General features: G+C 47.1%; 12 protein-coding genes. 6 read left to right on the forward strand and 6 right to left on the reverse strand.

Features of this window, described 5'->3' with window-relative positions:
- Window positions 1-52 precede the first annotated feature (52 nt).
- The 4 genes from DW835_RS16870 to murC form a co-directional block, all read right to left on the reverse strand.
- Window positions 53-1,237: a ribose-phosphate pyrophosphokinase gene (locus tag DW835_RS16870; RefSeq protein ID WP_022312395.1), complete on the reverse strand. Its 1,185-nt coding sequence runs from the start codon at window positions 1,235-1,237 to the stop codon at window positions 53-55.
- A gap of 53 nt (window positions 1,238-1,290) precedes the next feature.
- Entirely contained in the window at window positions 1,291-2,283 is a 993-nt protein-coding gene (locus tag DW835_RS16875; protein ID WP_117467500.1) for an ATP-binding protein, read from the reverse strand.
- A 48-nt stretch (window positions 2,284-2,331) separates the two neighbouring features.
- Complete coding sequence (locus tag DW835_RS16880; RefSeq protein WP_118669746.1) at window positions 2,332-3,447, reverse strand: DnaD domain protein; 1,116 nt, start codon at window positions 3,445-3,447, stop codon at window positions 2,332-2,334.
- Window positions 3,448-3,753: 306 nt separating this feature from the next.
- Window positions 3,754-5,151: a UDP-N-acetylmuramate--L-alanine ligase gene (gene murC / locus DW835_RS16885; protein WP_118669745.1), complete on the reverse strand. Its 1,398-nt coding sequence runs from the start codon at window positions 5,149-5,151 to the stop codon at window positions 3,754-3,756.
- Window positions 5,152-5,565: 414 nt separating this feature from the next.
- Between murC and DW835_RS16890 the strand changes: the two genes are divergently transcribed.
- From DW835_RS16890 to spoVG, 3 genes are all read left to right on the forward strand, one after another.
- Window positions 5,566-6,834 carry a glucose-1-phosphate adenylyltransferase gene (locus DW835_RS16890; RefSeq protein ID WP_118731467.1) on the forward strand — a complete coding sequence of 423 codons (1,269 nt, stop codon included), beginning with the start codon at window positions 5,566-5,568 and terminating at the stop codon, window positions 6,832-6,834.
- A gap of 2 nt (window positions 6,835-6,836) precedes the next feature.
- The gene (gene glgD, locus DW835_RS16895) at window positions 6,837-7,955 is read left to right on the forward strand and encodes a glucose-1-phosphate adenylyltransferase subunit GlgD (protein ID WP_117467492.1); all 1,119 of its coding nucleotides are present in this window, start codon (window positions 6,837-6,839) and stop codon (window positions 7,953-7,955) included.
- 185 nt (window positions 7,956-8,140) lie between these two features.
- A complete protein-coding gene (gene spoVG / locus DW835_RS16900; RefSeq protein WP_022312401.1) occupies window positions 8,141-8,416 on the forward strand; it encodes a septation regulator SpoVG in 276 nt (91 codons plus the stop codon).
- A gap of 95 nt (window positions 8,417-8,511) precedes the next feature.
- Here the strand turns inward: spoVG and DW835_RS16905 are convergent, their stop codons facing one another.
- Window positions 8,512-9,639 (reverse strand): hypothetical protein, encoded by a 1,128-nt coding sequence (locus tag DW835_RS16905; RefSeq protein ID WP_117467490.1) that lies wholly within the window; start codon window positions 9,637-9,639, stop codon window positions 8,512-8,514.
- A 116-nt stretch (window positions 9,640-9,755) separates the two neighbouring features.
- Window positions 9,756-10,775: a LacI family DNA-binding transcriptional regulator gene (locus DW835_RS16910; RefSeq protein WP_117467489.1), complete on the reverse strand. Its 1,020-nt coding sequence runs from the start codon at window positions 10,773-10,775 to the stop codon at window positions 9,756-9,758.
- A gap of 278 nt (window positions 10,776-11,053) precedes the next feature.
- Between DW835_RS16910 and xylB the strand changes: the two genes are divergently transcribed.
- The 3 genes from xylB to DW835_RS16925 all read left to right on the forward strand — a co-directional run bounded on the left by xylB (window position 11,054) and on the right by DW835_RS16925 (window position 14,846).
- Window positions 11,054-12,523: a xylulokinase gene (gene xylB / locus DW835_RS16915; RefSeq protein ID WP_118669741.1), complete on the forward strand. Its 1,470-nt coding sequence runs from the start codon at window positions 11,054-11,056 to the stop codon at window positions 12,521-12,523.
- 87 nt (window positions 12,524-12,610) lie between these two features.
- The gene (locus tag DW835_RS16920) at window positions 12,611-13,252 is read left to right on the forward strand and encodes a DUF4867 family protein (protein ID WP_118505651.1); all 642 of its coding nucleotides are present in this window, start codon (window positions 12,611-12,613) and stop codon (window positions 13,250-13,252) included.
- A 109-nt stretch (window positions 13,253-13,361) separates the two neighbouring features.
- On the forward strand, window positions 13,362-14,846 hold the full coding sequence (locus tag DW835_RS16925; RefSeq protein ID WP_117467483.1) for an L-fucose/L-arabinose isomerase family protein: 1,485 nt from the start codon (window positions 13,362-13,364) through the stop codon (window positions 14,844-14,846).
- Window positions 14,847-14,898 lie beyond the last annotated feature (52 nt).

Consider the following 14,898-nt stretch of genomic DNA (forward strand, 5'->3'; position numbering starts at 1 on the left):
AAAAGCTCCCTCGCAGGAAGGCGCTTTGTCTACAGCCTGAGACGGGTGAGCTTTACAGCTCACCCGTCTTATATTTTGCAACGATATTCTGAATTCTCTCATTTGGATTCAACAGATCGCTGATGGAAGAATCGTGGTTCAAAGTATCAATGATGTAAGCAATGTACTTACTCATATCACAGTTGATGTACCATTCTCTCTGAAGTAATTCCGGAGTCTGGTAGATGAGGTTGGTGGTCAGTACCTTATCGATGATGCCGTTCTCATAAGCCTTGTCGAACTTGTCCAGACCGTTGGTGAAGAGGCCGAAGGTGGAGAAGACGAAGATCTTGTTGGCTTTACGCTCCTTCAGAGCAGCGGCAACTTCCAACATGCTTTCACCGGAGGAGATCATATCATCGATAATGATCATATCCTTGCCCTCTACGCTGGTACCCAGGAATTCATGAGCTACGATGGGGTTACGACCGTTGACGATGCGGGTGTAATCTCTTCTCTTGTAGAACATACCCATATCCAGACCGAGAACGTTGGCAATGTAGATGGCACGTCCCATACCACCTTCATCCGGGCTGATGACCATCATGTGGCTGGAATCCAGCTGCAGATCTTTTACATTGCGTAACAGACCTTTGATAAACTGATATGCAGGCTGTACGGTCTCAAAGCCGTGCAGAGGAATGGCATTCTGTACACGGGGATCATGTGCATCGAAAGTGATAATGTTGTCTACACCCATGCTTACCAGCTCCTGCAGTGCCAGTGCACAGTCCAGAGACTCGCGGGAAGTTCTCTTGTGCTGACGGCTCTCATACAGGAAGGGCATGATCACAGTGATACGACGGGCCTTACCGCCGACAGCTGCGATGATACGCTTCAGATCCTGATAGTGATCATCGGGAGACATATGGTTCTCGTTGCCACACAGGGAATAGGTCATGGAGTAGTTCAGGACATCTACTAACAGATAGAGATCAGTACCGCGGACGGATTCCAGAATCTGTCCCTTTGCCTCACCGGAACCGAAACGGGGTACTTTGGCATCCAGAAGATAGGATTCTCTCTGATAGCCTGCAAATGCCAGAGACTCTTTGTGTTCGCTTTCTCTCTCTGCTCTCCATTTTACAAGATACTGGTCTACCTTCTCACCTAAAGGCTTGCAGCCGGGCAGGGAAATAATGCCCAGAGAGCCGACGGGGATAGTCTCCAGATTTCTTTTTTCTTCACGATTCGCCATTGGGGTGATCCTCACTTTCTGATTCTGTATACTGTTCTGTTACAAACAAATGATTAATTGTCAGATGTATTCTGCATACGCTTTTTGCACATACGAATATCGGGGCCGGTCAGCTTACACAGATCGTAATGACTGGTGATACGGGAAAATACCCGGTCTGAATACCGGTCGCGCAGTTCCTCCAGACTCAAATTTGTGGAGATGATCGTAGCGTTTTTCCGCAGATGTCTCTCATTCAGACAGGAGAACAGCTGGGAGGCTACAAAAGTATTGGTCATCTCTGTGCCGAGGTCATCAATGATCAGCAGATCGCAGTTATACAGATCCTCGTAGAATCCGGAGAGAGCTTCTTTTGCCCTGCTGTCGAAGGCATAACGGGCAAGAGTATCAAACAGCCCGGAAGCACTGAAATAGATCACGGAATGACCGGTTTGCAATAATTCACTGGCGATACATCCCGACAAAAAGCTTTTGCCAGTACCTACTGTACCATAAAAGAATAAATTGTGGTAGTCTTGTTTGAAGTTTTGTACAAAATTGCGACAGACATCCACGCATTTTCGGAAATGCGTAAGATCATCGCCCTGATAGTATTCGTAAGAAAGGTTGGAAAAATTCTCAGAAGCGATCATATCCCGGATATGGGACTGCTCATAGAGAATATCCAGTTCCTGCTGGTGAAAACAGTGACATTTTTTGCGAAGACCATCTTCACTGTCAATATAACCTGTATCTTTGCAATCGGGGCAGTCATAGACGGGTTCCAGATAGTCTGCTGGGTATCCGGCGGACGTGAGCAATTCTCTTTTCTGACGGGAGATTTCCTTTAGAGAAGAACGCAGTCTGGTAAGCGCCTCGTCATCACCGTTCAATAAAAGCTTTGCCTGCGCCACGGAAAGTTCACCGACAGACTCATCCAGTCTTCCGTATTCCGGAAGCTTTGTATAAATTTCCCGGCGGCGCTGCTCTGCCAGGTGACGGTTGCGGTCTCTGGTCTGCTCATAGCCCTTCATAATAGAATTGTATTGTGCGTTAGTCAGTGACACGGTCGGTTCCCCTTATCTGCTCATTGCTGGTTGTTCAATATCTGAATATTAGTTACTTAAAATTTCCTTTTCCAGAGCGGCGAAATCGTAGCTGTTCTGGGTAAACTGTGTAAAGCGGTTGGAGGACCCGGAAGAAGCGGGCTTCGCAGTCTTTTTCTTCTGGAAAGAGTCATCCATCTGCTGAATATCGGCCTTGTGGCGTACATTAGCCTGTCTCCAGCTGTTCAGGATTCCTTCCGCATATTCAAAGCGATGCTTGTCCGTAGCCAGAGAGCTGCGCTCACAGGCTTCCAGTATAATATCTGTGCTGAAACCGTAATCTCTGGTCCAACGGTTGATGAATTCCAGTTCTTTCGCTGTGGGAGAGGTACTGCGTCCTAAGCTGTTCATAATGGAATATACGCTTCTGTCGTAGCGGGTGGAGAATTTCTGCGCCTGCTTCGGGGTGGTGATTCCTTCTTCCGCCCAGTTGACAGCAACTTTTTCTATGTATTTGAAATCTTTCTTGCCGCGCTCCACACAGTACTGTAGCAGATAATCGATCAGATCCTCTGAAAAATGCAGTACATCGGTGAAAAACAGGATCGTCTTGATCTCGGAAGGAGTCAGAGGCTTGCCAATATAAGCTTCTGCAATAAAGAGAAGCTGGGAGGTCTCTTCCCGTTCCTTGAATTCCCGTAACTGATCCAGAGAATAAGCCGGCTTTGCGTAAGGGTTGACAGTTTCCTGGGGTGTTGCCGGTACAACTGCAGCCGGAACCTGCGGAATAGCAGCGGCAGGAATCACAGAGACTCCGGCGGGAGTATTCTGCATCTGCGAAGGACCGGAGGTCAGCAGGACATTATGCTGGGGGGCAGGAGCAGCCTGCGTGCTCAGATCACGAAGATGAATCCCTACCAGTGTTTTGTTATCATCGAAGTCCAGATCCAGGATCTGCTGCTTTTCCCAGTATTTCAGTGCACGGATCACATCCTTTTCCGTGTGGTTGAACTTGTCCGCAATTCCGGACACACTGATAGCCTGTTCCGCATTCAGCATGCGCAGCAGATAGAAATAGACCTTCAGCTGTGCGTCGTTGGCATCTTTCATATATTCATCAATAAACAGATTGGATACTACCGTAGAATCTGCATAATTATCTTTATAGAGCGCTATCCGTGCCATAACACACAATACCTTCTTTCACAAATCGTTCCTTTTTCAAAGTAAGACCAAGTATAGCATAAGACCTGTGAAAAAGAAATAGTCAATTTGCCGGAAAACCTTGTAAACACTGGACTTTCGGACTCCTGGATAAAAATGTGGAAACGGTGGATATTGTGGATACCAAAAGACGGTGTATCGAGAAAACCCTATATATCGGCAGATCATCGCCAAAATCCGACAGAAAATTATCCACAGGAAAACAACAAAATATCCACAGGGAAAACGGGGATAATCCCCGGTGTTTCCTGTGGATAATGTGGACAACTATTTGCCAAGCAGGTTTTCACCGATTTTTACTACATCTCCGGCACCCATAGTTATCAACAGGTCACCGTTTATGCAATTTTCTAATAAAAAGTTTTCAATCTCATCAAAAGAAGGAAAATAGTAACATTCATGGCCCAGTGCCCGGATCTCTGTCTGGAGCGTCTCAGAACTGATTCCCAGGGTATCGGTCTCACGGGCAGCATAAATATCTGCCAGGACGACTTTGTCTGCCAGACTTAAGGCTTTGGCAAAATCTTTCATGAATGCCTTGGTTCTGGTGTAAGTATGTGGCTGGAAGACACACCAGAGGGTCTTGTGGGGATAATTCGCTGCCGCATGCAGGGTGGCTGCAATCTCGGTGGGATGATGTGCATAATCATCCACAATGGTGACACCGCCGATGGTGCCCTTGTATTCGAATCTGCGGTCTGTACCGGTGAAACCGTGCAGGGCAGAAGCGGTAACCTCGCGATCGATCTTCAGCAAATCGGCCAGGGCAATGGAAGCAATGGCATTGCATACGTTATGCTCTCCGGGAACCTGCAGAGAAAAATTGCCGGACACTTCTCCATGCCGGTGAAGCGTAAAGGAAGGATGACCGAACTCGTCAAAAGTAATATCCGAGGGATAATAATCGGCAGCGGACCCGTCACTGTTGACCGCTTCTTTATTAAAAGTGATCACGCGACAGTCCAGATCCCCTGTGATCTCCTGTAATCTGTCAATGGCACCGTTGATGATCAGACAGCCGTCAGCGGGCAGAAGCTTTGCAAATTTATGGAAGGAATTCCGGATATCCTCCAGATCCTTGAAAAAGTCCAGGTGATCTTCTTCGATATTCAGGATCATACCGATCCTGGGGAAAAAGCTTAAGAAGCTGTTGGTGTATTCGCAGGCTTCTGTAACGAACAGATCGGTACTGCCGACACGGATGTTGCCACCGATGCTTTTTAACATTCCGCCGATGGACAGAGTGGGATCCGTACCGGCATGCAGCAGAATCTCACTGACCATGGAGGTCGTGGTGGTCTTGCCGTGAGTACCGCTGATGGCAATAGGGGTCTTGTAATTCTGCATGATCTCTCCTAAAAGCTGCGCTCTGGTGAGATGCGGGATCCCTTTTTCCATAGTAGCGACATATTCGGGATTGTCTTTGTGAATCGCGCTGGTAAATACGACACAATCGATATCATCGGTAATATTCCCGGCACGTTGTCCATAAAATACATTGATCCCCTTTCTTTCCAGAGTTTCGGTGAGGGGGCTTTTGGAACGGTCGGAACCGGACACACGGAAGCCGGCATCCTTCAGAATCTCTGCGAGACCGCTCATGCTGATACCGCCGATACCTACAAAATAAATGGACGAGGGGTGATTAAAGTCTATCTGATACATATTGGCACTTCCTTAATATAGTGTAGTTGCATTGCTTATTATGTAACTATTCAGAGCAGTTACCTTATTATTAACATTATATACATAGGAACGAAAAAAAACAATCCATAGGTACGATTTTGAAAAAATGTGTAAGTTTACTATTTTTTGCAAAACCAATCCAGACGGGATTGGCATAAATTGACAAAAAGCTTACAAAAGATAAGTTAATTATGTAAAAATTGGATATGAAAATCGTAAAATGACAAAAAAACCTAGTAATAAATATTCACTTTCCTTTGGCAATGTGTTATAATCAGATTATCACATCCGAAGGAAAGAGCAGGCACTTTTTCGAGACAGATGGATACATCGGATAATAGCCGCGAGCGACTATTTATTACAACAGGTGGAAGGCTAGATAGAGGTGAGGATATGATTAAGAAAGAAATGATAGCCATGCTATTGGCTGGAGGACAGGGAAGCCGTCTGGGTGTCTTGACATCCAAGGTTGCTAAACCTGCCGTTGCATTTGGAGGCAAGTACCGCATTATCGATTTTCCCCTTTCTAATTGTATTAATTCGGGAGTGGATACGGTAGGCGTACTGACACAGTACCAGCCCCTCAGACTGAATACCCATATCGGAATCGGTATTCCCTGGGATCTGGATCGTAATATCGGAGGAGTGACCGTGCTGCCTCCCTATGAGAAGAGTACCAACAGTGAATGGTATACCGGTACTGCGAATGCGATCTATCAGAACCTGGAGTATATGGAGAGCTATAATCCAGAGTATGTGCTGATCCTTTCCGGAGATCATATTTATAAGATGGATTATGAAGTGATGTTGGATTTCCACAAGGCCAACAATGCAGAAGTTACTATTGCGGTAATGCCTGTTCCCATGGAGGAGGCCAGCCGTTTCGGCATCATGATCGCAGATGAGAACCATCGCATCACCGAATTTGAAGAGAAGCCGGAACATCCCAGAAGCAATCTTGCAAGTATGGGTATTTACATATTTAACTGGAAGACATTGAAGGAAGCACTGATCGCTATGGCAGATCAGCCGGCACTGGATTTTGGCAAGCATGTCATTCCTTACTGTCATGAAAAGGGAGCTCCGCTGTATGCGTATGAGTTCACCGGTTATTGGAAGGATGTAGGTACTTTGAGTTCCTATTGGGAAGCCAACATGGAACTGATCGATATCGTACCGGAATTCAACCTGTATGAGGAATACTGGAAGATCTATACCAAGAGCGAGATCCAGCCCCCTGATTATATTGCTGCCGACAGTGTGGTAGAGCGCAGTATCATTGGTGAGGGATCCGATGTCTATGGGGAGGTATACAATTCCGTTATCGGATGTGGTGTTACGATTGGTAAGGGAACCGTGATCCGGGATTCCATTATCATGAACCAGACCCAGATCGGTGAAGGATGTGAGATCAACAAGGCGATTATCGCAGAGAATGTTGTGGTAGGTAATCAGGTAAAATTAGGTGTCGGTGAAGAAGCGGAGAACGATACGGCACCTCATATTTACAACCACGGACTTGTAACCATCGGTGAGAAGAGCGTGATTCCTGACGGTATCAGCGTAGGCAAAAACTCAGTGATATCCGGAGTGACAGCTGCTGCAGATTATGAGGATTCCCAGCTCGCAAGCGGCAAAACATTAATTAAGGCAGGTGAATAGCAGTGAGAGCGATTGGAATTATTTTAGCAGGCGGTAACAATCACAGGATGCGGGAACTTTCCCAGAAGAGAGCTATATGTGCGATGCCGATTGCAGGCAGCTACCGCAGTATTGACTTTACACTGAGTAATATGACCAACTCTCATATTCAGAAGGTGGCAGTGTTTACCCAGTACAATGCAAGAAGTCTGAACGAGCATCTGAATTCTTCCAAATGGTGGGATTTCGGACGTAAACAGGGTGGATTATATGTATTCACTCCCGCTGTAACAGCAGAGAACAGCAACTGGTACAGAGGAACCGCAGATGCAATTTACCAGAATCTGCAGTTTTTGAAGAACAGCCATGAGCCTTATGTAGTTATCGCATCCGGCGACTGTGTATACAAGCTGGATTATAATAAGGTGCTGGAATACCATATCGAGAAAAAAGCAGATATCACTGTAGTCTGCCGCGATATGGAAGCCGGTACGAATGTAGAGCGTTTCGGGACGATTCGAATGAACGAGGAAAGTCGTATCGAAGAGTTCGAGGAGAAGCCCTTACAGGCGAAGACCAATACCATTTCCTGTGGTATTTATGTGGTTCGACGCAGACTGCTGATCGAGATGATCGAGAAGTGTGCTGAGGAAGACCGCTACGATTTCGTAAGAGATATCCTGATCCGTTACAAGGATCTGAAGAGAATCTATGGATACAAGATCAAGGAATACTGGAGAAATATCGCATCTGTGGATGATTACTACAGCACCAATATGGACTTCTTGAAAGCAGATGTGAGAAACTATTTCTTCAAGCAGTATCCGGACGTATATTCCAAGGTGGATGACCTGCCTCCCGCAAAATATAATCCCGGTTCCCAGGTGCGTAACAGCCTGGTATCCAGTGGATGTATCGTCAACGGTGTGGTAGAGAATTCCGTGATCTTTAAGAAGAGCTATATCGGCAATAATTGTGTGATCAAGAATTCCATTATCCTCAATGATGTGTATATTGGAGATAACACGCATATTGAAAACTGTATTGTAGAGAGCCGTGACACGATCCGTGCAAATTCGTACTTTGTGGGAGAAGGCGAAGTTAAGATCGTAGTTGAGAGGAATGAACGATACGTGATCTAAGTGATCCGGATTCTCAATGACTACATTGCGAGACTGCTTGCAGGCAGGGCAATGTGATCATTAGGGAATCTAACAGATATGAGTAAGTAGGGCGATAGCCCGGAATACGAATATCTGTAGCGTTTCGAGAGCCTGCAGGGCGGAGAAATGCGTAGGGATCACGATAACACCAAGGGGGTTAGCAAATGCAGATTACAGATGTACGTGTTCGTAAGATCACCAAGGAAGGCAAGATGAAAGCCATCGTATCCATTACACTGGATGATGAATTCGTCGTACATGATATCAAGGTGATCGAAGGTGAAAAGGGATTGTTCATTGCAATGCCGAGCAAGAAGGCAACGGACGGAGAATACAGGGATATCGCACATCCCATCAATTCTTCCACCAGAGAGAATTTGCAAAGGGTGATCCTGGAGAGTTACGAAAAAGCATTGGAGGAGCCGGAAGAGGCAATCTAAGCTACATAGGATAAACAACAAAAGCTGTTGTCAACAGAGTGATCTGTGGCAACAGCTTTTTAAATTGCAGTTATCTTTTATTCCCCGGACGAAAATCAGGAACGCTGATAAGCACATAATCCGTTTTTAAATTGCAGACGATCGATCAATTCCAGGGAACCGCCGATTCTCCGGTATAGTTCTATGGTGCCTGTTGCATTGCCGCCTTCCCAGAGAGGAATGTCGGATACTTTTCCGTCAGGACTTTCATAGAGTAACGGCATCATCTGCTCTTTGCTGCAGCTTCCGGAGATCCGTACAACGGAAGTGCGGTTCTGGGCTTTGAAATGCCAGATAAAACGTTTGTTGGTCTCTTTCACTTTCCACTTGCAGCGGGACAGTGTAAGAGGTCTGCCAAAATGATACTCGAAATCTTCCCCGGTATAGGTCAGCTGCATCAGAATCCTGCGTCGCAGGGGGAAAAAGAGAAATTTCGGACAACAGCCGTCGATGGCCAGAGCCGAATGCTTCAATTCCCGCCCGGTTTTCTCACTGATCAGGTGGCCGGAAGCAAATTGCAGCCAGGGCTGGTTGTAACTGCGGCCCCAATGTTTGTCCGCATAGCCGTAGGAGGTCTCGGGAGTTACCTCGTAGGTGACACCGTTCAAAATGACGGTCCCACGGAAAAAGGTACGGATACCTTCCCCATGCCAGAAACTTTCCAGGGCATGAACTGCGGTAAAAAAAGCATTGGCAATATAGCCGGTATGACAGGCAACCGCCTTATGCACTTCCAGATCCCAGATAAAACTGCCCGCATCGGTCATAAGAGAGCGGTGTCTTGCAACCTCATCGGAGATATCAATCGAACCACTGATCCGGTTTTCGCTGTAGACACAATCCTCAAACTGCATGTAAAAGGGATCCTGGACCACCTGCAGAGAGGTCAGGGGATAATATGCCTGAAGCTGGAGCCCGCTATCTCCCGGCTCAGGGAATACACCGGCTTTTATGCAGAGATAAGATGGTTTCAGACCATGACGTTTATAGTAGGGATGCTGACCTAAAATAGGCTGGGAAGTACCGAGAGCTGGATTTAAAATGCTGTATTCTACAAAAAAAGTGCGGGTTTCCTGCGTCGTTGGACAAATGCCCTGGAAGGAATGCCACCAGCGCATGTAGCCACGTTTTGCATCGGAACCCCGCAACATATATGCATTTCTTTTCAGATCAGATAAATTCATGGATCAAAGACTCCCCCGCTTTTGTACCCCTCAAAACAACATTTCGTAGATAATGTGTATATTATAGTACTATATGTTGTGAATGACAAGAGTGTCGGAAGAATCTTAAGAATTATTTAGATATTTTCTTTGATCCGGATATCTACCGCTACATAATTGTATTCTTTTTCCGGATTTTCGCCGGTCGTCAGATAGGCAAACAGCAGGGAAAGAGGTTTGCTGCCCTGAATTTTCGGCTGTTGGCAGATGGTGGCGGCAATGGTGTCATTTTCCAGCATTTGGCGGGTGGTGGGGACCAGATCAAAAGCAATGATCCGGATCGCCTTTTTTTTATCCAGAGCCTCTACACTGCGGCAGCCTCCGTAGACACCGCCGGCGGCGAAGAACAGTGCATTGATCTCCGGATGCTTTGACAGAAGTGTCGTTGTCTTTTCGTAGCTTTCCACTTCGTCATCGTGGATCTCCACGGTATCCACGACGCGGATCCGGTCAGAGAAAGGTTCTAATGTCTTCAGAAATCCCGCAATGCGCTCTGTGTGACAGAGAATGTTGGAGGAACCTGTGACAATACCCACGTTTACCGTGCCGGAGGTCATCAATTGCAGAAGACCGGCGGCGGTGGCACCACTGCGGGTGTAGTTGCTGCCGACATAAGCGATACGTCTGGAATTTTCAATGTCTGTATTCAGCGTGACCACGGGAATCCCCTGCTCGTATAAAGTATTGATGCAGTCGCGGATCCGTTCGTCGTTGTAAGGGGTCATGGCAATGCCGTTCACTTCTTCTGCAAGAAGCTCTTTGACTGCCCGTAACTGGGCCTCCACACCGAAAGAAATCTGTTTGGTGATCACGGTACAGTTGTAACCTGCCAGCTCTTCCGCCTTTTCATTGATTCCGGCCAGAACATCCTGAAAAAAAGGATTCCCGGTGGAAAACAGAATGACACCCAGCTTCAGCCGCTTTTTCTGCGCTGCCAGAACGAGACCGGCGCGGTTGGGTTTATAGTCCAGCTCTTTTGCAATTTTTCTGATCTTTTCGGCGGTCTCCGGGTTTACTGCGCCGCGATCGTTTAAGACGCGATCCACAGTGCCGCGGGATACTCCGGCCAATGCGGCGATTTCTTTGATGGTTGCCATAGAATACTCATGCCTTTCCGTAATATCTGTCCCAGGTATCTAGTTATAAAAGTATCATATTTCCAGAGGGACGTCAACGAAAGTGCAGAATTTGTCCGGGCACGCTGAATGGATGATGAATGATGAAATTCCATCTTCACTTTTTAGTGAAAAAATACTGAAAACATAAAAACTTCTACTTGAAAAATTTTTTCACAACAGTTATGATAAGACTATAACGTGCACGGGCACGAAAAGGAACGAAAATGGATCACAGCACAAACGTAGGAGGAAGATTCATGCTATATATTGGAATCGATCTGGGCACTTCGGCGGTAAAACTGCTTTTAATGGACAGTGAAGGGAACATCCGGAATATTGTATCCCGGGAATACCCTTTGTATTTCCCACATCCCGGCTGGTCGGAACAGAAGCCGGAGGACTGGTATGAACAGACTATGGAGGGCATCCGGGAGCTTTTGAAAGATGCAGACAAGAGCCAGGTGGCAGGCATCAGCTTCGGAGGACAGATGCATGGACTGGTCATTCTGGATGAGAAGGATCAGGTGATCCGCCCTGCCATCCTCTGGAACGATGGCAGAACCACAGAGGAATGCGATTATCTGAATAATGTGATCGGCAAAGAGAAGTTGTCGGAGTACACTGCGAATATTTCTTTCACCGGATTTACCGCGCCGAAGATCCTCTGGGTGAAAAAGAATGAGCCAGAGAACTTCGCACGGATCAAAAAGATCATGTTGCCGAAGGATTACATAGCTTATCGTCTGACCGGCGTACATTGTACGGATGTATCAGATGCTTCCGGGATGTTATTGTTTGATGTGAAGAACCGTTGCTGGTCGAAGGAAATGTGTGAGATCTGCGGAGTGAGAGAAGAGCAGTTGGCCACTTGTTATGAGAGTTATGAAAAGGTGGGCTGCGTATTGCCGGAGGTGGCAGACGAACTGGGGATTCCCGCAAATGTTGTGGTAGCGGCGGGAGCCGGGGATAATGCGGCCGCCGCTGTAGGTACCGGAACTGTAGGAGACAATATGTGTAATATTTCCCTGGGTACCAGTGGAACAATCTTTATTTCCTCCAATCATTTCGGAGTAGATCAGCACAATGCCCTGCATTCCTTTGCCCACGCAGACGGACATTACCATCTCATGGGTTGCATGCTGAGTGCCGCTTCCTGTAATAAATGGTGGATGGATGAGATCATCGGAACGAAGGATTATGCCGCAGAACAGGCGCAGATTGAGAAGCTGGGAGAAAATCATGTCTACTTCCTGCCGTATCTCATGGGCGAGCGTTCTCCCCATAATGATCCCAATGCCAGAGGAACTTTTATCGGAATGACCATGGATACCACCAGAGCCGATATGACGCAGGCGGTACTGGAAGGCGTGGCATTTGCACTGCGTGATTCACTGGAGGTGGCAAAATCTCTGGGAATCCATCTGGAGCGGACCAAGATCTGCGGTGGCGGAGCCAAGAGCCCGTTGTGGAAGAAGATGATCGCCAATATCCTGAATCTGAAGGTGGATGTGATAGAAAGCGAAGAAGGACCGGCCATGGGCGGTGCCATGCTGGCGGCAGTAGCCTGTGGGGAATATGCAAGTGTGGAGGAGATCGCGGAGAGGTTCGTCAAAGTCACCGGAACGGTAGAACCGGATCCGGAACTGGTGGCAAAATATGAAGACCGCTATCAGAAATTCCGCCAGATCTATCCGGCATGCAGACCGCTGTTTGAGATCATTAAATAACGCGTAGAAAAATCAAACAACAACATAATAAAATGAACCTCGTAATTTTAAGTTTGAGCTATAATAGAGAAAGGTTGGTAGAGTAGAATGCATATTTTATCTGTAAAAGATCCTGCATTTCGTAAGTATGGCAGAGTGATCACCAATGTGGATTTTACACAGCTGGTGGAAGAAATGAAAAAGACTCCGGTTCCTGACGGCGTGGTGTACGAGCCCGGGATCAATGCTTTGGAAGCATTACCTGTGAAAAAAGAACTGGAGACCATCACATACGGAGAAATGCCTGTACAGATCGGTTACTGCAATGGCCATAATTCCAAACTGAATGCCGTGGAATATCACAGAAGTTCCGAAATTAATGTGGCAGCAACGGATGCTATCCTGATCCTGGGGCTGTTAGCGGATGTGGCAGAAGATTTTACCTACGATACTTCTAAGATGGAAGCATTTTTAGTACCGGCCGGAACCGGTGTAGAGGTCTTCGCAACTTCTCTGCATTATGCTCCCTGTGGAGTAGACGGACAGGGATTCCAGGTAGCCATCGTGTTACCTCAGGGCACTAACTATCCGTTAGAAGGAGCACATCAGAAGGTGGAGCAGGGCAAGGCACCCAGCGAGGATGCGCTGCTTGCCGCTACGAACAAATGGCTGATCGGCCATGCGGAGGGTGGACTTCCAGAGGGAAGCTTCCTCGGGCTTGTTGGAGAGAATCTGGATGTCAGCAAATAATGGTGGCAGAATAAAAAGATTTGAACGCCGGAATCCCCTGCATGGATGTATGACGGCGGTAAAATAAATGGTGTAGAGAAAAAGAAAACGAAAATAGGAGGATTACAAAATGAGTAATTTACCCGAAGTAAAAATTGGCGTTGTGGCTGTCAGCCGTGACTGTTTCCCCGAGAGTCTTTCCGTGAACAGAAGAAAAGCTCTGATGAAGGCTTATACTGAGAAGTATGGAACAGACAGTGTCTATGAGTGCCCGGTATGTATCGTAGAGAGCGAGATCCATATGGTACAGGCTCTGGAAGACATCAAGAAGGCAGGTTGTAATGCACTGTGCGTATATCTGGGCAACTTTGGCCCCGAGATTTCCGAGACCTTACTGGCAAAGCATTTTGACGGTCCTGCAATGTTCATTGCAGCAGCAGAAGAGACCCAGAATGATCTGGTAGGCGGCAGAGGCGATGCTTACTGCGGTATGCTGAATGCAAGCTACAACTTAAAGCTTCGTAATGTAAAAGCTTATATCCCTGAGAATCCCGTAGGAACTGCAGCGGAATGTGCAGATATGCTGCATGAGTTCATTTCTATCGCAAGAGCTATTGTGGGCTTAAGTGATCTGAAGATCATTTCCTTCGGCCCCAGACCTTTGAACTTCTTAGCTTGTAATGCACCCATCAAGCAGTTGTACAATCTGGGGGTAGAGATCGAGGAGAACTCCGAACTGGATCTGTTCGAAGCCTTCAAGAAGCATGATGGAGACGAGAGAATCCCCGCCAAGGTAAAAGAGATGGAAGCAGAACTGGGGGCAGGCAACCATAAGCCCGAAGTACTGCCTAAGCTGGCTCAGTATGAATTGACACTGTTAGACTGGATCGAGGCTCACAGAGGATATCGTAAGTATGTAGCCATTGCCGGAAAGTGCTGGCCGGCATTCCAGACCCAGTTTGGTTTCGTACCCTGCTATGTGAACAGCCGTCTCACCGGTATGGGCATCCCCGTATCCTGTGAAGTAGATATTTACGGCTGCTTAAGTGAGTTCATCGGAACCTGCGTCAGCGCAGATACCGTAACTCTGCTGGATATCAACAACACTGTTCCCGATGATATGTACGAAGAGTCCATCAAGGGTAAATTCAACTATACCCACAATGACACCTTCATGGGATTCCATTGCGGTAACACCAACTCCAAGAAGCTGACCTCCTGCAACATGAAGTACCAGATGATCATGGCAAGAACCCTTCCCGAAGAGGTAACCCAGGGTACTCTGGAAGGAGATATTGTTCCCGGAGACATCACCTTCTATCGTCTGCAGTCTACCGCAGACAACAAGCTGCGCGCATATATTGCACAGGGTGAAGTACTTCCTGTAGCTACCAGATCCTTCGGTGGTATCGGTATTTTCGCTATCCCCGAAATGGGACGTTTCTATCGTCACGTACTGATCGAGAAGAACTTCCCTCACCACGGTGCTGTTGCTTTCGGACACTTCGGCAAGGCTCTGTACGAAGTATTCAAGTACATCGGCGTACCTGTAGAGGATCTGAATTTCAATCAGCCGAAGGGAATGCTGTATCCGACCGAGAATCCTTTCGCATAAAAAGAACTTAAGTAACTGGAAAGTTAGTAAAGAAATGCTATCAAATCCCCGT

It is taken from the genome of Clostridium sp. AM34-9AC (assembly GCF_003480225.1).
Taxonomy (GTDB): Bacteria; Bacillota; Clostridia; order Lachnospirales; family Lachnospiraceae; genus Acetatifactor; species Acetatifactor acetigignens.